The organism is Candidatus Aquicultor sp. (genome assembly GCA_036504445.1).
GTDB lineage: Bacteria > Actinomycetota > Aquicultoria > Aquicultorales > Aquicultoraceae > DASXVE01.
In genome coordinates this window covers 14,524-33,837 of sequence record DASXVE010000020.1, presented here as the reverse complement: position 1 = coordinate 33,837, position 19,314 = coordinate 14,524, and the positions used below count along the sequence as shown (strand labels likewise).

The 19,314-nt window shown below is 45.8% G+C and carries 15 protein-coding genes and 1 tRNA gene; 5 read left to right on the top strand and 11 right to left on the bottom strand.

What is annotated here, in order from left to right:
• Positions 1–58: 58 nt before the first annotated feature.
• From VGK02_05355 to VGK02_05335, 5 genes are all read right to left on the bottom strand, one after another.
• Positions 59–2,002, bottom strand: a complete 1,944-nt coding sequence (locus VGK02_05355; protein ID HEY3374472.1) for a DUF4012 domain-containing protein — start codon at positions 2,000–2,002, stop codon at positions 59–61.
• Positions 1,971–3,467 carry a polysaccharide biosynthesis tyrosine autokinase gene (locus VGK02_05350; GenBank protein ID HEY3374471.1) on the bottom strand — a complete coding sequence of 499 codons (1,497 nt, stop codon included), beginning with the start codon at positions 3,465–3,467 and terminating at the stop codon, positions 1,971–1,973. Before VGK02_05350 ends, VGK02_05355 begins: the two co-directional genes overlap by 32 nt.
• 407 nt (positions 3,468–3,874) lie before the next feature.
• Positions 3,875–4,618 (bottom strand): 4Fe-4S dicluster domain-containing protein, encoded by a 744-nt coding sequence (locus VGK02_05345; protein ID HEY3374470.1) that lies wholly within the window; start codon positions 4,616–4,618, stop codon positions 3,875–3,877.
• Positions 4,615–5,232, bottom strand: a complete 618-nt coding sequence (locus VGK02_05340) for a TetR/AcrR family transcriptional regulator (GenBank protein HEY3374469.1) — start codon at positions 5,230–5,232, stop codon at positions 4,615–4,617. The genes VGK02_05345 and VGK02_05340 overlap by 4 nt, the downstream gene beginning before the upstream one ends.
• 426 nt (positions 5,233–5,658) lie before the next feature.
• Positions 5,659–7,899 carry a DEAD/DEAH box helicase family protein gene (locus VGK02_05335; GenBank protein HEY3374468.1) on the bottom strand — a complete coding sequence of 747 codons (2,241 nt, stop codon included), beginning with the start codon at positions 7,897–7,899 and terminating at the stop codon, positions 5,659–5,661.
• Here VGK02_05335 and VGK02_05330 point away from each other — a divergent pair.
• On the top strand, positions 7,885–8,115 hold the full coding sequence (locus VGK02_05330; GenBank protein ID HEY3374467.1) for a hypothetical protein: 231 nt from the start codon (positions 7,885–7,887) through the stop codon (positions 8,113–8,115). The two genes, VGK02_05335 and VGK02_05330, sit on opposite strands and share 15 nt — an antisense overlap.
• A gap of 101 nt (positions 8,116–8,216) precedes the next feature.
• Here the strand turns inward: VGK02_05330 and VGK02_05325 are convergent, their stop codons facing one another.
• From VGK02_05325 to VGK02_05305, 5 genes are all read right to left on the bottom strand, one after another.
• On the bottom strand, positions 8,217–8,549 hold the full coding sequence (locus VGK02_05325) for a hypothetical protein (protein ID HEY3374466.1): 333 nt from the start codon (positions 8,547–8,549) through the stop codon (positions 8,217–8,219).
• Positions 8,550–8,612: 63 nt separating this feature from the next.
• The gene (locus tag VGK02_05320) at positions 8,613–9,458 is read right to left on the bottom strand and encodes a nucleotidyl transferase AbiEii/AbiGii toxin family protein (protein HEY3374465.1); all 846 of its coding nucleotides are present in this window, start codon (positions 9,456–9,458) and stop codon (positions 8,613–8,615) included.
• Positions 9,455–10,369, bottom strand: a complete 915-nt coding sequence (locus VGK02_05315; protein ID HEY3374464.1) for a type IV toxin-antitoxin system AbiEi family antitoxin domain-containing protein — start codon at positions 10,367–10,369, stop codon at positions 9,455–9,457. The genes VGK02_05320 and VGK02_05315 overlap by 4 nt, the downstream gene beginning before the upstream one ends.
• 330 nt (positions 10,370–10,699) lie before the next feature.
• Complete coding sequence (locus VGK02_05310; protein ID HEY3374463.1) at positions 10,700–11,794, bottom strand: Fic family protein; 1,095 nt, start codon at positions 11,792–11,794, stop codon at positions 10,700–10,702.
• A gap of 365 nt (positions 11,795–12,159) precedes the next feature.
• Positions 12,160–12,233 (bottom strand) — tRNA-Met (locus VGK02_05305).
• Positions 12,234–12,399: 166 nt separating this feature from the next.
• Between VGK02_05305 and VGK02_05300 the strand changes: the two genes are divergently transcribed.
• The 3 genes from VGK02_05300 to VGK02_05290 all read left to right on the top strand — a co-directional run bounded on the left by VGK02_05300 (position 12,400) and on the right by VGK02_05290 (position 16,669).
• The gene (locus VGK02_05300) at positions 12,400–13,686 is read left to right on the top strand and encodes an NlpC/P60 family protein (protein HEY3374462.1); all 1,287 of its coding nucleotides are present in this window, start codon (positions 12,400–12,402) and stop codon (positions 13,684–13,686) included.
• Between the two features lie 206 nt (positions 13,687–13,892).
• Positions 13,893–15,335: a TldD/PmbA family protein gene (locus tag VGK02_05295; protein ID HEY3374461.1), complete on the top strand. Its 1,443-nt coding sequence runs from the start codon at positions 13,893–13,895 to the stop codon at positions 15,333–15,335.
• Positions 15,332–16,669, top strand: a complete 1,338-nt coding sequence (locus VGK02_05290) for a TldD/PmbA family protein (protein HEY3374460.1) — start codon at positions 15,332–15,334, stop codon at positions 16,667–16,669. The genes VGK02_05295 and VGK02_05290 overlap by 4 nt, the downstream gene beginning before the upstream one ends.
• Before the next feature lie 226 nt (positions 16,670–16,895).
• Here VGK02_05290 and VGK02_05285 read toward each other — a convergent pair whose 3' ends face one another.
• Complete coding sequence (locus VGK02_05285; GenBank protein ID HEY3374459.1) at positions 16,896–17,363, bottom strand: ATP-binding protein; 468 nt, start codon at positions 17,361–17,363, stop codon at positions 16,896–16,898.
• A gap of 735 nt (positions 17,364–18,098) precedes the next feature.
• Here VGK02_05285 and VGK02_05280 point away from each other — a divergent pair.
• A complete protein-coding gene (locus tag VGK02_05280) occupies positions 18,099–19,187 on the top strand; it encodes a M23 family metallopeptidase (protein ID HEY3374458.1) in 1,089 nt (362 codons plus the stop codon).
• Positions 19,188–19,314: the final 127 nt, after the last annotated feature.

Below are 19,314 nucleotides of genomic sequence, written 5' to 3'. Positions count from 1 at the left end.
GTACGGCTACCTTTTTACAGACACTTTATGACGGGGCCGCTATGCAATAGGCGATTGCTTAACGATTGTCAACGAGAGAAAAATCAAACCGTTGATCTTTCATAAGCACTCCATTATAAGAGATTACTTTTCCTTCTCTTTTTAGGTCTGCCGGTAATTGGCTGAACTCAAACCCTTGAGGTGCTATAACCTTGAAGGTGCTGTCGGGCTTGTTAATGGCTGGCTGCACCTGCCAATCAAGGCTATAGTTTATGCGATCATTATTAGGGATTAAGACATGGGGCAGTTCGTACGTGAGATCAACCGTTTTACTTGCTCTAGGCGCTATTTCTACGTATTGTGAGAAGGCGGTTTTGTCCTTTTCAAAGCCTACTTCAACCTCGCTATCTACTCCGTCTTCCTTTGCCACCAATAATTGGGCGCCTTTCGGCACAAAGATATTGAGCCAGGTATTACTATAGCCACCCTTAGCGCCTAATGGATGCTCTCCAGCCACATATTCCGGCAAGCCGATAAGCGGTGTTTCGTTTGAAATTTTAATTGTTAGCTTTGCGAGCCCTGAGCCATCTGGTCTCAAGTTTATCGAGTAATCGATTTTCTCATGCATGTAAATATCAACCTTATTTCCACCGTGGTTTTGCATTAAAACCTGAAGATAATCATCCGATGTCGGCAGTATCGCACCCGCATAACCAAGGCTTTCTGCCAGCTTTTGTTCTTGCTCATACGTGCTAAAAAACGCCATATGCTTTTCAGAAAGTGCTAAGCTAAGTTGATCTACAAATTTTGTTTTATCCTCAATCTGACCTGAAACCATGTGCTCCCAAACAGCTTTTGCAACATCTGCGAGAAAGTCTTTTCGTTCCTTGTTTTCGGGATAGTGCGCATACGCCTGCACAAGTGTCCAATCAACAACATTATTGGCATCTACATCGATAGACGCCCCCGGAATCTTAACAGGCCCTATTGCCACCAGTAAATACTTGAGCGCTACTGGATCAACGCTAATTACGCCGTCTACGCTATCACCTGTCACGCTCTTATAAAGCTTAACCAATAGCCTGCTTACAGTAGGAAAATCAGGGCTCATATTGACATTGAGCCACATGCTTGTTCCCTTAAAACGGCTATACCGGGAAACAAAATCCTCCGGTGCGTCTACTGGTGGCTGATTTTTCTTCTCAAGCTTATGTATTTCATCAAAAGCATCGAGCGTGAACTTGCCATTTTCAACTGTTATCACGCCATAGCTTCCAATAAGACCACCTGTTGCCCTTAGCTCGGCATTATTTTGAACAGCTAGAAAATACCGCCGTTTGCCGTTTGCGCCCAGAATACCCGGCAATGAATCAACTGCTTGCTTTGCATTCTTGGTTATGCTTCTCAGCTTAGGCAACTGCTGCCCAAGCTCGTCTCGTGCTCTCTCAATTGAAGAGAGCAATGTAGGGTTCGGCATCTTTCCATACTCGGCAACCGCTAGGAGAGAATGAAAATTAGCCTGGTCGAAATAAGGTTTTGCGGCGATAAAGGGTCGTAAATCAATTTGTCCATTATTAATACCAAGGTCAATCTTTCCATTTTTCTGCGGGAAACTCATTGATGCCCGCATAAGCGCGTCGCCAGCGAGCGTGGCTTCTATGCCGGTAGACGTTAGTTGCCTAAGAGCCAGAACATTCTTATTGACAACAGGTACTGGGGTTAAGATGCTAACGCTCGGGCGATTTAATATTTTGCTTGCACTTAAAAAATTATCTTTCGATTGCTTAAAATGCTCCCCTGCTCGTCCAAGCTCTGCTTTTTCTGATTCGAGGTAAGCCAACTGCAGGTTATCGCTGCCTTGAAGTAAAAAATGTTTAGCGCCCATGAGGTCGGTCGCAAGCACAACACCATAGGCTACAACGAGCACAACCACGATAAGGCTTGAAAGCAAAACTAATATTTTGTTCCTTATTGCTAATGGCTTAGTAGGCCTATGCTGTGACGTTTGATTTTTCTTTTTCATAATCACCTACTGATACTTTCGCAATTAAATAGTCATGTTCGACTTGTTTATTGCCCCTAATCTTAGCGATTAAACGGTTTTTCTTACGTGCCGTTGCTCGCTGAGAATAAGAGCCATCGTAGTGGTAATAGCCGCTTTTATTAGCTATTTTTGTGTTGCTTATTACAAAACCGATTACGCGAGCCCCTACCTTATCAAGCGCATCTTTAGCCGGAACTAATTCGCTCTTCTTTGTCTTTCCAAGGCTTGTTATCAAGAGAACAGCGTTTGCTTTAGCTCCAAGAATCGCGGTATCAGCCATTGTTAAAATTGGAGGGCTGTCTAGAATTATCAGGTCAAACTCGTCTCTTAAATCGGCAAGAAGTGCATCCATTCGATCAGAATTTAACAGATCTGCAGGGTTCGGAGGAATCGGTCCGCTTGTTATAACACGTAACCCTTCTATGTTTGTCGCCAACATAACGGAATGAGGACGTAAAGCGCCGGCTAAAACATTGGAGAGCCCGGCACTGGCCGGTTTACAAAAAATGCCACCCAAGCTGGGTTTTCTTAAGTCGCAATCAATTATAAGTACCTTAAGCCCGGCTTGTGCAAGCACAATTGAGAGGTTTGATGAAATGGTTGTCTTGCCTTCTCCAGCACCGGCACTTGCTACTACGAGCGTCCTTATTGATTGATCAAAGTTAAGATACTGGAGATTTGTTCTGAGGCTTCTGTACGCTTCTGAAATCATAGAGCTGTTGTCATCTAGAAGAGATGGATCGCTGACATAAGGGATCCTACCGAGGGATGGTAGCGTAACAAGCTGTTCTATTTCATCTAATTCTTTCACCGTATCATCAAGCATTTCTAAAAGAAAAGCGAGGCCGGTGCTTGCTATTAGCCCAACTAAGAGAGCTAGAATCGCGTTCGAAAGGGGTTTTGGCTTCACTGGTTTAAGTGGGACTACGGCTTGTTCAACTATGCTTACGTCTATCGACTCAGATAAAGATGCGACTTTTTCAGTCATTTTGATTAATTCAACGGCATACGTATTAGCTAGATTCTTCGTTCTAACTGGGTTAGAATCGCTAATTGTAAGCAATATAAGCTGGGTATCTTTCACTGGCTCCGCAGTTATCTTCTGCTGTAAATCTTCTGGCAGTAAAGGAAGTTCTAATTTTTCTATAACTTTTTCGGCAAGTGTTCTACTTATTATCATCTGGCTAAAGGTTTTAGCGAGCCGCTCACTCAAAAGTACAGCTTGGTATGACTCACCTGACGATCGATCATTTCCTGTGGCTTGCCTCTGAGAAACTAAAACTTGAACAGAAGCCTCATATACGGGAGACATGCGAACGGTCACTATTATCGCAGATAATAAACAAACTAGCGCGCCGAGAATAATTATCGTTTTCCTCTTGTTTATAACCCCTAAGAATTTAAGAATATCAGCCTGTTCTTCCAAGATATGCCCACGCTTCATATTATTCTCCTACCTCTTCCTCACTGCTTAATCCTTATATCCCTTTTCAAAATTTCTAAACGTACAAGAGATAGCTTAATATGAGACTATCTGTGTAATTACTATGTTTAGCCCTTTTTTAATTCACCAACAGATTCCTGTGACCTGAGCCCAGAAACTTATACAATGCGCATTTGGAAGAATCGATTATAGTTAGCAGCGAAGCGCGCTTAAAACTTAAAAGTTCAAATCTCTTCCTGGGTCATCATTTTCAGAAATGAAAAAACGCCTATAGAAAGGCGTTTTTTCAAGCTTAAAACTATGTAGCCTAATCCAACGCTATTCGAACCAGAAAGAGCTGGTTGACGGGTTGGAGGGATATTTTATGGGGCTTTAATATATTTCTAATTCATAAAAAGCTCTTCATTCTAGCGCGCGATCTGCTTTCCTGCGCTGAATGAATAAGCAATCGCCCCTTTTGAGCAACCATCAACACATGTTCCGCAGAGAATACACTCGCTGTTTGTCATGGAGCCCCTCTGGACCATCTGGTTGACATCCAAACTCATGGGGCACTTCTTTGTGCACGTCCTGCAGCTAACACACTTGTTCCTGTCGGAAGTCAGACGAAGACCTGGTAATTTCAAGAGCCTTCCGATCTCATCGCCGATCACCATAAACGGCGCCATCCAACAGAAGCGGTGACAAAATGCTCGTCTCCCCGTCACAAAGGCAGGTACGGCAATGAGCAGTATGACGATATAAAATATTACATAGTTAAAAGGATCGGTCACTGATATGCCGGACTCCATTTGATAGAAAGGTTTTATGGAATGCAGCCCACCCGCTCTGATTGCAAAAAAGGCGATGGTCGTGATCCAGGGCACCCAGATAAAGTACTTGATCCAATTTCTCTTGCCGCCTTTCACCGTCTTATCCTGCACCACGAAGCATGCTTCTTGGAGACCAGCGCCTGGGCAAAGCCAACCGCAGAATGCCCTCCCCAAGAAAAGAGCGAAGAAAAACAGTGCTGTAAAGATAATAAAACTGCCAACCACGATTCCCTTCGCTGCGCCCTCGATAATCAACGCTGGCGAAAAGTAATTAAGAGTAACTGGAAACAACAGAAACGAGATTAAAATTAATGCTTTTCTTATGCGCTGCCTTTTCATCTAGGACTCCTTTTCATATCCAGTATCGTAGTCGCCTCGCAGCCAAGCGCCGTTAGCGAGAACTCCAACAAAGCTTCTTTCCATTGGTTTATTTCATCTTTTGTAAGAACATGAACGTCTGGAATAGCATTCGCCGCCGCTATGACAAATGCTGCGCTCTCTTTCGGATATTGCGTTGTAAAAACGCCTTCACTTACACCTTGGCTGATGATCTCCTCGAAAGCCGGGTTCAGACGCTGAGCCACTTCTTCGACCAGCAAGAAATGAACTAGCTTGCTGTGCTCTTTATGGAAGTGATCCATCACATCTCTCTGATCCAGGGAAATAAAAGATATTTCAAGTATTTTAAATAGTTTTTCGACAGCCCCAAGGCCAGGTGTTTTTGCAATTACAGAGACGGCTTCGCAATACTTTTGAGCCATATTCTTTGCAAGCTCTCTGATGAGATCTTCCTTAGAATCAAAGTACAGATAGAAAGTACCCGCCGCCGCTCCGGCAGCCTTCGCAATAGCTCCAACTGATGTACGAGCAACGCCATTTTCGGCAAATAATCGTTGGGCTGCAGCTAAGAGATCGGACCGCCAATGCTCCGGTGATTTCTTGGTTCTAGCCATTAGTATCCTCCTAAATGAATGAACGTCATTCATTATAGTTTTACGTTCGGCTTCTGTCAATACAAACTAAACCCTGTGTTTCCAAAGACTAACCCTAAAATCTTTGGCCTGGGCCATTAGAAGCGGGCCCAATCAAGGCGTCGATAAAAACTGAAGCGCTGGACGGTTTTGGCGCGTAAGGTTATGTGAAAGAAGATGTCCGACACAACGGAGATGAACTGATAGCGAATCTAGTGCTAACTGGCTTAAAGAGTATGCGGTTATAAACCTATGTCTGGTAAAGATATTACAGTTCAAATCCCTTGTCGGGTCATCGTTCCCCGAAATGAAAAAACGCCTATGGAAAGGCGTTTTTCGGTCTTAAAACTGTGTAGCCGCGATGAGCCACTATTTGAACTACGAGTACCAGTTAGACAAGTTAAGGGATTATTTTGAGAAGCTTTGATTTGAGGCGCTGGAGATAGAGTGAACTTCGATGCTTTTCATTAGTGCATGTGATATATTGGGGCTTTCAAGTCGCATTATGCTTTCTTCTGCGTTCCCGAAGCTCAAAAGATTTACACTCCCATACCATACTATCCTTTGGTCGATAACTGCAAATTTCTGATGTATATTTGATTTGAACATTATATTGATACCTGCATTCCTCAACACATCGAAAATGCGCTCTAAGACCGTTCTATCCTTCTCTTTAAAATCTTCGACCGGCCTAGTTATGACGGTTATTTCTACCTGCCTGCCAACCATAGCGCCAAAATATTGCAGCATTTGCGCAACTCGTCTTTTGGTGACGAAGGGACTGACTATCAAAACCTCTCTTGCAGCATTCACAATGTCGTTGCTATAAACTGGTAAAAAGCTGTTCTTGTCAAAGATAATATCTATTGACTCTACGGCAATACTGTCGCCTTTTACTTTATACCCGATTGAGGCATAACCATTAAGTCTTTTGTTGTACATTTTTTCAAGCATCCTTACGTGGATATCTATATAATCGTATATCTGCACCTCATTTTTATTTTCGTATAATCTGTGCAGCCTGCCTGCGTATTGCTGCAATGTGCCTTTCCATGAAATAGGCATTGCTAAAAACAGAGTATCAAGACGGGGCTCGTCAAAGCCCTCGCCAATGTATTTGCCTGTAGCAACTAAAGTTACCTGTTTATCGAGCGGCGTTTCAGATATCTTTGCCAACATCTTCTTGGTTTCCTTGGCACCCATGCCGCCGGTTAAAGCTATTACATCGGGGATTCTCTCACTCAGCTTTTTTGCAAGCAGTTCGACATGTGCAGTTCGTTCAGTTAAAACAAGACAGCTCCTACCGCTTTCGTAACTTTTTATGACATCGTCTATGATTTGCCGATTTCGTAGCTCGTTGCCAGCTATTTCGGTATAGATTTCTTGAATCGTTAATTCTCTTTCGTCTTTGTCTGTCGGTGCTCTAAAACCTGTAAACCTTGGTATCACATAGTGTGCAAAAGGCCTCATTTCTGCTTGTTCTTTGGCCTTCACCTGAAAACGAATGGGCCCACACTGCATAAATATGATCGGTTGATGGCCATCTTTGCGAACAGGTGTTGCGGTTAGCCCTACTACATATTTTGCCTTCGCCTGCTTTAGCACTTGTTCAAAGCTGAAGGCAGATATGTGGTGGCACTCGTCTACGATAACCTGGCCGTAATCAGCAATGAGATCTTTAATCTGACCCTTGAAGTTCAAGGACTGGATGATCCCGATGTCAATTACGCCAGTCGGTTTGACTTTACCGCCACCGATAAGGCCGATCTCTTTCGGTGATCGGTTAAGAAAAGTCGCCAATCTCTCCCGCCACTGGTTCATTAATTGCCGCCGATGAACTAAAACGAGCGTATTGACCTCTCTCTCAGCGATAAGCCACGCCCCGATAACTGTCTTGCCGAACGCAGTTTCAGCGCTAATAACCCCTATGTCGTGCGCCAATACTGCGTTGGATGCTTCTTGCTGCAAAGGGGTTAGCTCACCGTGAAATCCTGCATCAATGTGGTTTCCGGCAAAACGCTCGTCAAGTAACTCCGCCATAACGCCATGCTCGGCTAACGTTTCCAGCACGTCGCCTAAACAACCACGAGGAAGCCCGATGTAGTTGTCGAAATCGTCAGCACAACTTATTATCCTCGGTTTGCCAAACGTTGATAGACGCATCGCTTGGGCTTTATAAAATTCAGGATTTTGAAATGCCGTCAGGCTCACCAGGCGGTTAACCATGGCGGGAGGAAGTCCACATTTTTCAATATAAATCAAGTTACTTAAAACTATGCAAACACTGTCTGGAAGCTGGCCGTCAGTTAACTTAAGCTGTCTTACGCCTGAAGGTGGAAGAGCCCATGGTTTATCATCGGCCTCCTCTGGAAAACTCGCCCGTACACCAATAGCATCACCATCCGAGACCAATTCTTTTATAATCCGACCAACGTCATCGGCTGCTATCCGATCAATGCTCGACAGAAACGACCACTGGTCGGCATATGGCTCAAAATTCGCATCAAGGAATAAGCTGTTCCCATTCTTCTTGGCCTCAAGCTGTAGTGGAAGTGCTATCAGATTCCCAAAACCGCCTTTAGGCATGGTATCCTGATTGGGAAACAAACGGTCATATGAATCAAGGCCGAGCTGATGTCGCTTTTCCATTGTTCGTGTCAACAGCGCGCACCCGAGTTTGCGCGCGAGCGATGCGGAAATCGGCCGATTAAAGAAAACCCATACATGAGCACCCTCTCCGGACCGGGAACGCTCGATTGCTGCAGGGATTTTTACCTCTTTGCAAGCCAGCGCAAAAGCCTCAACATCGTCCCTCCAAGCGACTTTATCGAAATCGATCGCAAGAAACCAACAGGTCTCGTCTAACAAAAGCGGGTAAATCCCTACCGTATGTTTTCCCGACAGATGATTGCTAATGACTTCATCCGTAACCGCTCGAAGTTCACGGTTCTTGCATTCCGCACACTTTATTCTCGGCTTTGCGCATAGTTGTCTGTCCCACTCATGAAGGCAAGCAGGTGAATAGCCAATTTACCACTTCTTCCTTCCCAGCGCATGGCAAAAACATCTTCACGTCCCCTAAAAAGACTTTTAAATAAAGCTACTTTGGCATCGGGAGTCGAAGGGTTCTTTATGACGCTAGGAGCCTGAGCGGTTGCAAAAGCTGTAGTTTGTGCTGATTTGACCACCACTGTCGGCAATCCAAGCTGTTCCCTCAGGCGGCAATTCTCGTCACGAAGCCTGGTATTTTCCGCCAGCGCTATCTCAAGTTGTGATCGAAGGTCATCATGCAAATCCATATTTCCCTTTCGGAGAAATCCCATATCTTTTGCAATGCCCCTATATGCGTTTGCTACTCTAAATCATTTGAGATCAAATAGCTCAACTATTTTAGTTTTCAGATCATTAATGACGTCCTTAAAATTTGGGAGTTCAGCTAGCTGGTGGCAAAGGGTTTTCTCCCAAGCATTAGCATGAGAATCGAGCCTTTCAGGGGTAAAGAAATCATTTATCCCCGTAAAAGCGACTTTTTTATGCTCGCATTTCTTATAAAAGCCACGAACAAGCTCGCACAAGTTTATCTCGTGGGTGTTTTTGCATAACAGGCTCCAGAGGTCGTAGATGTCACGTGGCCTATTCCTTTGTAGTATGGAGCGAAGCTTCTCGGCAACAATTTCCTCAAGAGCATAGACCCTGATTTCTCGAGCACACATATACTCATCTGAATAGCCATGAATAAGCGATAACTTGTTTGTTGGGAAGATAACGTCCTCGTAAAAGGTTATATCCAACTTAATTCTGGGTGGTGAGCTAGACCTATTTTGCATTGGCCCCACATACGCAACCTTACTGGCAAACGCCTCCTCTCCAAGCACATCGCGAGTTCTTTCGAAGCTAACAAGGCTAAAACTAATACCGCTTAGAGCACTAACCGATCTAGCGACATTTTGTAGTCTCTCATAAAGAATCTCTTTGGTAAGCTGTTCCGAGCTTATAGCAACCGTAAAATCAAGGTCTTCAGAAAAGCGGTAATTAGGAAAATACACTTTCCTAAGAGCAGTGCCACCTTTAAAAACTAATGCTTCTGCAAGAACCGCATCAGCATAGATACCGCTTAGAAACCAGGAGATGACATAATCTCGTTCTATTGTGTTCGGATCAACGTCTAACGTCCTGGCAAACTTGGTGACCTCGGCTTTTAGTATCATCCAACTACCCTCTCATCAGCTGTTGTGATGTCTTCGACATTTACGATTACATGCCACTTTGCATTGTACCGACCCCGTTTTGGTTGGGTAGGATCAAGTAGACTATAGCCCTTAGATATGTGCTTTTGCCACTCGATCAACCATGGATCAACGGGTAACCTTAAGGATTCTGCTAAAAATCCTAAGCGCTTAAATACGGCGCTATTGCCTATTTGATGGGCATGTGATGTCAGTCTTTTTAAATCAACACCATCTTTAATACCTTCAGAGAGGCCCTTTGCTGCCTCAATAATTCCACCACAGAACTTCGGTCGGTCAAAACAATCAACGATCGTCTTCTCCTTATCGGTTATCTGCACTGGCTTATTATTAATCCATACGGCCGTAACCCCAAAGAACTTCTTAGGGGATAGAAAAATTAGGCGATATGGAATATTAAGAAGCTCTAGGGAAGTTGAGGTCTCTCTCTTGGGTGTACTGATAAAAACGGTTCTTGGTATTTGCTCAGTATACCCATAATAATTTAGGGCCGACCAATAAGAAACTGCATATTCTTTTGGTTGTATTTCCAGCTTAAGATTATGGTTAGATTCTTCAAGACTCGCAATATGAGCCCTAGCTGATATAGCCATAGACCCCGCCACACTAGCAGAAGCCAACACGAAAGAATCCTCACTCCATAAATCCGGTGATTCTGCCTCAAGAGGAACTATTAAGTAATGACCTCTTTTTAAGCGGATGAGCCAACCAGACCTGACAAGACGACTTAAAAGCTGCTTGACAGAAGTACCGCTCTTATCGGGTAATAATTCTTGGGCATCTCTTAAAGAAAACACGGTTTTATTTTCTGTACTTAGGCCTCTAAGTAATTTCGAACCAAGTTTTCCTAGTGTTTGGCTTTCGACAGCCATGATAACTCCTTCATCAATAGTAGTTTATTGTGTCACCAATTATGAACTATTTATTATTTTCGTCAAGTGTTTTGTTCGTCTAAAGCTAATTATTATGTTTCGTTGCAAACGCCTGTTCGCACCGTTCTCGCTTGTTGCTATTGATATTAACCCGCTTTCATTAACACCTTTTATTGAACAAAAAGCGCTTAAAATAAAGAAGATTATGGCTTTGCAAAGCCATAATCTACCAGTTTTGTAGCCCTAATCCAACACTATTCGAGCCAGAAAGAGCTGATAGATAAACTAACCGATTATTTTGAGAAGCTCTGAAGTGAAAATCGGTCTTGCTTACTTAAGAATTTCAATGAGACTATTGAATACGTAAACCCTATCTCTTTGTTTTCCGGATATCTCTTGCAGGATACCAGCTTTCTCAAACTTAGCTAAGAGGTTATAGATTGTCTGATTACTTGCAGCCTTCAAATGCCCTTTAATGCTGGCAAAAGATACTATCGGTGTGATAAAGATAATATCTAGCAAGCTCTGTGCATAAATCGAATTAATCGAGGTAATCTCGGTTTTAAGGCTGTTATAAAGATCAAGAATGCTCATTACTGTAACTTTTGTCTTTAGTGATTCGGTAGTTATGGCGTTTAGAAAGAACTTCAACCAACTATTCCAGTCCTCATTACTACTTACATTGTTTAAGAGTTCGTAGTAAGTCTTACGATTCTCTTCAAAATATTCACTGATATAAAGAAGCGGATATGATAAGAGCCCTCTTTGATACAAGAATAGAGGAATTAAAAGTCGGCCGATCCTACCGTTTCCATCTAAAAACGGATGAATAGCTTCAAACTGGTAATGTGCTAAGCCGATTTGCACAATTGGATCTTGTTCTTTATCTGAATTAATGTAAGTTTCCCAACCGCTCAATAGGGACGATATTTCAGTGGCTGGCGGCGCTATATACGTTGCTTCCTCTATAGAAGCCCCAGGAGAACTGATAAATACTTGTGTTGTTCTGATATTGCCTCTATCTTTTCTAGCTCCTCTGACGGAATCAAGTAAAACATAATGCAGTTTCTTAATCAGATTTTCGCTTATCGGTCGCTTTTCTAATTCTTCAATAGCCAAGCGCATTGCTTGACGGTAATTGATAATCTCTCGAATATCTTTTTCCTTCTCATCAACTTCTGAAGATTTATCTTCTGCCTCGTATTTGAGAACATCTTCAAGAGAAGCCTGCGTGCCCTCTATCCGTGAGCTTAAGACCGCCTCTTTCGTAAGCAGAGGTGAAGTTAATAGATCGGGATTTGGAATGTTGACTAGCAGACCATTGAGTTCGCCAAGCGCACGGTTGGCTGAACTTATCTCCTTGATAAACGCATTATAATCTAATTTTGGGGGTAGTTTTGGTGGTATGAATGGTGCTCTGGCCATGAAATCTCCTTTTAACACTGTTCTAGGACATTAGAATAGTGTTTTTTCTTTAATCTAATTATCGACACTATTTTAGAATAGTGAACTAAGTTATTCTCATTTATATCACTTATTTAGAATAACTCAAGAGGATTTATTCCCGGCATAAGCCTTGACTGTTTTAGTAATTCAGAAACATCAACCGTTCGAACTGAACAGAGGGGTAAATTCATTAGAATGAACATATGTATCATTTAAGTGAATCCTGGGATTTGAACACAGACAGCAGCTCGAAAAGACCAAAGTTCAAATCCTCTCCCGGGTTATCATTTTCCAAAATGAAAAAACGCCTTCCCAGAGGCGTTTTTTCAAGCTATAAAACTGTGTAGCGGGGACAGGATTTGAACCTGTGACCTTCGGGTTATGAGCCCGACGAGCTACCGGACTGCTCCACCCCGCGCCGTTGTGCCGTCTGTGCGGCTAAATCATAATAACACACATCTGTTTTCATTGCAAAAACAACACGGCAGTTATATACTGTAGTACTGTAGTGGTTTCTAATAATGCTGGCAATCGCTGGTATTATATGGTAATATCTTGTTATACAAGCACTCAGGAGGAGTCTATTGTTTCACTACAAGACTGTTAATGTTGTTCTCGCGGTCTTGATGCTGTATGTCCTGGTAGCACCAGTAATAGCTATAGCAGCACCTAATGCAGTTACAGATACACAAGCAACAACTAACGCAGCTTCATCAACTCAATCGAACTCGGATTCTACAGCGACCGCAACTACGGCGGCCCCAGATGCCGTCGGCGCTATACCAGCTGTACCTACGCTAGAACAAGCGCTTGCCGACGCCGATACGGCTGTCAGGCAGGCTCAAGCTCAGAGAATCAGACAAGAACTTGACTTACTCGGCAATGAGCTCGAGCAACTCAATACCGAATATTTTGCAGAAAATACAAAGCTGGCAACGATTCAAACAAACCTTACCGAGACGCGCGATAAATTGCGCTGGTTCGAGGCTGAGCTTGAAGCACAGCGCCAGGTTCTCAACGAGCGCCTCTCCAACATCTACAAACACGGTGATATGGAGCCGGTTGAGGCGATTCTTGATAACGCCAGTTTTTCAGAGCTGTTCACGCGCTTGAGCTTGCTGATGAAGATCGGTGAGCAAGATGCTGAGCTTCTCGGGAAATTGCACGATCAGAAAATGAAGGTCGAGGAAACCAAGAACTCTCTCGATCAACTTTACAACCAGCAAAAAGATATCACAGTACAACTCGAAAGCCGCAAGAAAGCTATCGAGGATAAAATGCGGCAAGAGACCGCTCTCTTGGCTAGCATCGACGCCCCGACAAAACAGATACTCGCCCAAGAAGAAGCAAAGCGCCAGCAGGAGCAGGCTACGGTCGTTCAGAAGTTGACCCAGCCGGTAAACGAGCCGACCCCGGCACCTACGAATACAAATGATCCCGCGCAGCCACAGCAAACCCAGCCGGCCCAGAATCAAAGCGGTCGCATTGCCGTACAGCCCGGCACAGTCGCTTTCGAAGCGATCAAATACCTCGGTATTCCATACGTGTGGGGCGGCGAAAACCCGGATGTCGGTCTCGATTGCTCGGGTCTGGTAAAAGTCGTCTTTGCCAAGTTCGGTATCCAGCTCTATCACTATACAGGCGAGCAAGTTAAGGTCGGTATCGCGGTGGAATACAGCGGCTTGCAATCAGGCGACCTGGTCTTCTTCGGTAGCCCGATCCATCATGTCGGTATCTACCTCGGCGAGGGCTATTACATCCACGCGCCGAAGCGCAACGACGTCGTAAAGATCAGCAAACTAGCCGATCGCCATGACTATAACTGCTCACGCCGGATCATCAGTATCCTGCCGGCGCCTTCGCTCCCATAAGCTTATAGCCGAGGGCGCGCAATTTCATACAGGTTATTCACCACTTTAAGTCTTGTGGTATTATGCAAATAAAGGGCGCTTAAAGCGCCCTTTTAAGTATCTATAGCAATACCCTTTTCCCTTTCCCTGCGGGCAGTTGGTAAACGTGCTTAAGCGGGGACATTTTTGGGAATCCTAGTAACGTTAATGTTGAAGGAGGAAGGTGGATGAAGGATTTAACCTCTCTCGCGCTCGACGTCGCTAAGACCTACGGCGCAACCTATGCGGATATCCGGATTATCGAGGAGCAAAGCGAATCGATCTCGATAAAAAACGGGCGTGTCGAAGACGCGAGCACCTCGACCAATTACGGGTTCGGCGTGCGGGTCATCGCCGACGGCGCCTGGGGATTTGCCGGCAGTTTCCGCGTTGAGAAGCAAGAGATCGAACGTGTCGCCCGCCTCGCGGTTGATATCGCCAAGGCAAGCGCGCTAATTAAGAAGGAAAACGTGGTGCTCGCCCCCGCTCCGGTAATTCAGGATACCTACCGTACACCGATCGAAATCGACCCGTTTAGCATATCCCTTGAAGACAAGCTCACGCTGCTCAGCGCCGCTGAAGAGGCGGTTCGAAAAACACCCGGCGTGGCCATCGCAACCGCTTCTATGGATATATCAAAGCAGCATAAGATTTTCGCCAGCCTCGATGGAAGCTACATCGAACAGTATATTACCGAGTCGGGAGCCGCCCTTGACGCCATAGCGATAGCGGGCGGCGAGATTCAAGAGCGCTCCTACCCAAACTCGCACGGGGGTGATACGGCGACTTCCGGTTATGAGTTCATTATGAATTTGCACCTGGCAGATCACGCACAGCGAATCGGCGAAGAGGCGGCCGCGCTGCTTAAGGCAAAAGAGTGCCCGAGCGGCGAATTTACCGTTATCTTGGACGGAAGCCAGCTCGCGCTTCAAGTACATGAATCGTGCGGGCATCCGGCTGAATTCGACCGCGTACTCGGCATGGAAGCAAGCTACGCCGGCACGAGTTTTGTTACGATTGATAAGCTGCGGGAACTTCAATACGGCTCCCCCATTGTTAATATTAACTCCGACGCGACAATTCCGAGCGCACTCGGCACCTTTGGTTATGATGACGAGGGCATACCGGCACAACGATTTGATATTGTGCGAAACGGGATTTTTGTAAATTATCTCACCTCGCGCGAGACCGGACCAATCCTTGCTGAAACGAGTAACGGCTGCATGCGGGCCGACGGCTGGAATAGGATTCCGCTGATTCGCATGACAAGCGTAAACTTACTGCCGGGCAATTCATCGCTTGAAGAGATGATCGCCGACGTTAAGGACGGGCTGTATCTTGCTACCAATCGCAGCTGGAGTATCGATGATAAGCGGCTCAACTTCCAGTTCGCCACACAGATAGGCTGGGAGATTAAAAACGGCAAGCTCGGCGCTATGGTGAAAAACCCGAATTATACCGGTATTACACCGGAGTTTTGGAATTCATGCGATGCAATCGCCGGCCCTGACGAGTGGAAAGTTTGGGGCTTGGCCAACTGCGGCAAAGGCGAGCCTACGCAAATCGCTCATGTCGCACACGGTGCGGCGCCGGCCCGGTTTAGAAATGTGAAGGTAGGTGTTGGTAGATGATGGATAAGGACCTCATCCAACAAGCGCTTAAAACAGCGGTTGATTACTCAAAAGCGGACCAGCTCGAGGTGCTGGCAACGGCGGGAGACACGGCACTCACCCGCTATTCAAACAACTATATCCATCAAAACGTCGCCACCACTAACGTGAGCCTTTCAATCAGGGCGGTTGTTGATAAAAGAATCGGATACGCCTCGACGAACCGGCTCGACGCTGAGTCCATCCACGAAATGGTCGATAAAGCTACGCTCATAGCCAAACATAGGCCTCCTGATAAGGATTTTGTGTCGTTGCCAAAACCTCTACCGATCGAGCAGCGGGACATGGTGGCCCGCTCGACGTTGGAAATCACGCCTGAAGAGCGGGCGCGGGCGGTGGCGCAATTTATCAATGTCGTCGAGCCGCAGAACCTCACGGCGGCCGGCGCGTATTCCACCGGCTATACCATCGTCGGCGTCGCAAATACGCTCGGCGTTAATGCGATCGGCACACTGAGCGAAGCCGAACTAAAATCGGTCGCGATGTCGAGAACCAGCTCGGCGTTTGCGAGCGAGATCTCGATAAGTGCGGCAAAAATCGATATGAATACCCTCGCGAACACTGCAAAAGCCAAAGCACTGGCAAGCGAGAACCCCGTCGATATGAAGCCGGGCAAATACACCGTGATATTGGAACCGGAAGCAGTCGCGGATATAGTGTCGTTCCTGGCGTTTGCAGGTTTTAGCGCACTCGCGTTCCAAGAAGGTCGAAGCTTTATGAACGGTAAAATCGGGCAGCAAATCGTAAGCCCGAACGTTTCGATCTGGGATAATGCATTCGACCCCGGTACCATCGGGCTCCCCTTCGATTTCGAGGGCGTGCCGAAGCAAAAGGTTATCTTTATTGAGGACGGCGTTGCTAAAGGCGTCTGTTATGACAGCTACACCGCGCATAAGGAAGGAAAAGAATCGACCGGGCACGCACTCCCCGCGCCGAACACTTATGGGCCGTTGCCGCTAAACCTCATCATGGGGGCAGGCGACGCCACTTTTGACGAGATGGTAAAGAGCTCGGAGCGTGCCGTTTTGGTCAGTCGCTTCCATTACACGAACCTTGAAGACCCGATACGAACAACGCTGACCGGCATGACCCGCGACGGTACGTTTTTAATTGAGAACGGCAAGATCAAAGCGGCGATTAAAAATCTGCGCTTTACTCAAAGCATCCTTGAAGCGCTCTCCAACGTAGTTATGGTGTCGGAAGATCGCCAGCTTAAAAGCGCAATACTCGGGGGAAGCTACGTCCCGTATCTGAAAATAAACGAGTTTAGCTTTACCGGCGCGACCCAGTTCTAACAGCGCGCAATTACTAGCATTGCAAAAAGATCGAGCTGCAGACGAGTAAAATAACGGCTCTTTGCAAGCAGGCTCTTGTCAAAGCTATCGAACTGAACAAAGCGACGCAATAAAAACGCCTTGTATGCCAAGGCGTTTTCTTATTTCTATAAATATTTATAATTTCTGGATTAGTTTTACGAGAGCCCTTGCACGTTAGGACGCTTACAATGTCACTTCCTGCGGGCTAACTTATCTTGCTATCGGCTTGCAGAACCGGGTCGCGCCGTCGGGATGTCTTTCTGATATGCTTGACCATAGTAATCTGTGTGCCGTAGCTCTCTTTACTTCTAACGATGAGAGAATCCACCAGACAGTACATCAGCGGCAACCCGCGACCCCCTGAGTTACCGACCCCCGGGAATTTGCAGCTCTTCTTACTGAATATGAAGCCGCAGCCCTGGTCGATAATGTGGACCGTTATTCCCTTGGTATTTACCTCGAAGCGAACGGTTAGATTGTCACTATTGGAATGCCGCATCGAGTTGGTTACAGCTTCCATAATCGCGAGCATGAAATCATTGATATCTGCATCGCTAAACCGTGCGCTGTGCATTACATCGAGGATAAGTTGCCGGATGATTTTTAAGTATTTGAGCGTGGCCGGTACGGTAAGTTCGATAATGTCCTGTGTCGATCTCCTGATTCGTCTCATAGCGCATACTCCTAGTAGAAAAAGGGCTACTTACCCGAAAGCATCGGCAAAATATGCCGATTACTTCACCCTCAATCAAATACTTTCAGAGCTTTTGCGACCTAATACAAGCTTGCAAAAAAAATAGACCACGATAAGTAGTTGGAGGGGCCGAGCTACTTATCGGTGGTCTATACTTAATTCATGCTTAATACTAGAGTACCAGAACTGCAAAGCGCACTGCAAGCCTTGAGCATTATACCCCCCACAGTATTGACCGATGTTGCCTGGTATTTAAGCATATCGCATAGGCTACGGGGTATATTAATTGAGCACTAAACTAAATATCGGAAACAAAATATCCTGTGTTTGTGCAACAGCTGGAAATATATGGTTTGGACATTCCAGCGTTTTCTGTTACAATGCTTAACTTAGGACATCGAAACAAAGGAGTGATTTTACACTTAGCACGAGACAACCTGTCGCAATGCGACAGGCCCCATACCGCGATCAACAAGAATGTGTTTATTAATTACTCGAAATCTTACTTCGCAGCAACAATCGCCGTAATCAATTAAACCAAAGGAACCGCGTCAATCCTCTACTGAAATCAGACATCGTACTCTTCTATTGATTATCAATGCACTAAAAACCGAAGGATAAGAAATTAAGGAATTATGCGCTACAGGCATAATCTTTAGGGTAAATACCTCTGTGGCCTTTGCGGCCTAAACTTAAGCGAAAGGAAGTGATGTTTTGGGTTTACGAAGACTAGTGATACTTATGCCGATTATAGTGTGCTTTTTCTTGATCGGCATGGCACCAGCGATGTCCTCGAACTCAACCGATACAACCTCGAGTGTACAGGCAACTACCCCGCAGGATACAGCGGGTATCGAGACCCTCAGGGATACGGCAACAAAATGTGATGTGGCAACTGCGGCGCTGCAGCTGACCAACAAGCAAATCACCGAAAACGAGCGTGAGCTTTTTCTTACGCAAAGCCGGCTAACTGCCGCAACAATTGAATTTAACAAACGGGTGCTGGAGGCCTACAAAAACGGCCCGGTAGAGCTTCTTTCTATTCTTGCATCTTCATGTAGTTACAGCGATTTTATGTCAAGAGTGATGTTGATCACCAGTATTATGGAAGAAGACACACACGTCATCGCGAATATTCGATCGGAGCGATCCGCCCTCGCCCGGCATAAAATTGAACTCGCCCGGGCAAAAGAGACACAAGCCAAACAACTCGTCCTGGTACAACAACAAAAAACTGTGCTTGAAAACCAAATAAGAGCGCGGCAGCGCAACCTGCCTGCGGCGACGGTAAAACTGCCCGTTGCCAAACTACGCGCAACATACAAGATTGCTATGGTTCCAACGGCTGCTCCGTCGCGAAGCACGAACACGTCACGGGGCGGCGAGCGCGATTGTGGGTTTATTTTTCCGGTGGCCGGCCCGCATAACTATATCGATAGCTGGGGGTTTGCACGTTCCGGCGGCCGTCATCACAAAGGATGCGATATTATGGCGGCAAAGGGTACGCCCGTAGTCGCGTGCATTTCCGGGATCATTGAGAGGTCGCAGGCGCACGATCGCGGCCTGGGTGGTATCAGTATTTATTTAGCGGGGGCAAATGGCTCGACCTACTATTACTGCCATTTAAATTGCATCGCACCCAATATTACCACCGGCTCACAAGTCACTGCCGGGCAAATTATTGGCTATGTTGGAAGCACCGGCAACGCGAGTGCCTCTGCGCCGCATTTACATTTTGAAATACATCCGAGCGGTGGCTGTGCTGCCGACCCCTTTCACATACTGAAAGCGGCCGATAACTAGATTGACAGGTAGGATACGAACATATAGCTTGGAAGTAGGGCCATTGTTGTAGGTTAAGAGCACGAGTGGCCGTTCCCTTACATAAGGAGTTATCACATGTCGGAAATTCTGCACTCTGGCAACGGAT

Bases quoted from the DNA above. Each gene is read 5' to 3' on its own strand.
- VGK02_05310 (HEY3374463.1), bottom strand. From the start codon at position 11,794: ATGGCCAGAGCACCATTCATACCACCAAAACTACCCCCAAAATTAGAT.
- VGK02_05315 (HEY3374464.1), bottom strand. From the start codon at position 10,369: ATGGCTGTCGAAAGCCAAACACTAGGAAAACTTGGTTCGAAATTACTT.
- VGK02_05355 (HEY3374472.1), bottom strand. From the start codon at position 2,002: ATGAAAAAGAAAAATCAAACGTCACAGCATAGGCCTACTAAGCCATTA.
- VGK02_05325 (HEY3374466.1), bottom strand. From the start codon at position 8,549: ATGGATTTGCATGATGACCTTCGATCACAACTTGAGATAGCGCTGGCG.
- VGK02_05330 (HEY3374467.1), top strand. From the start codon at position 7,885: ATGTCGCTTTTCCATTGTTCGTGTCAACAGCGCGCACCCGAGTTTGCG.
- VGK02_05285 (HEY3374459.1), bottom strand. From the start codon at position 17,363: ATGAGACGAATCAGGAGATCGACACAGGACATTATCGAACTTACCGTA.
- VGK02_05295 (HEY3374461.1), top strand. From the start codon at position 13,893: ATGAAGGATTTAACCTCTCTCGCGCTCGACGTCGCTAAGACCTACGGC.
- VGK02_05340 (HEY3374469.1), bottom strand. From the start codon at position 5,232: ATGGCTAGAACCAAGAAATCACCGGAGCATTGGCGGTCCGATCTCTTA.
- VGK02_05335 (HEY3374468.1), bottom strand. From the start codon at position 7,899: ATGGAAAAGCGACATCAGCTCGGCCTTGATTCATATGACCGTTTGTTT.
- VGK02_05320 (HEY3374465.1), bottom strand. From the start codon at position 9,458: ATGATACTAAAAGCCGAGGTCACCAAGTTTGCCAGGACGTTAGACGTT.
- VGK02_05350 (HEY3374471.1), bottom strand. From the start codon at position 3,467: ATGAAGCGTGGGCATATCTTGGAAGAACAGGCTGATATTCTTAAATTC.
- VGK02_05290 (HEY3374460.1), top strand. From the start codon at position 15,332: ATGATGGATAAGGACCTCATCCAACAAGCGCTTAAAACAGCGGTTGAT.
- VGK02_05345 (HEY3374470.1), bottom strand. From the start codon at position 4,618: ATGAAAAGGCAGCGCATAAGAAAAGCATTAATTTTAATCTCGTTTCTG.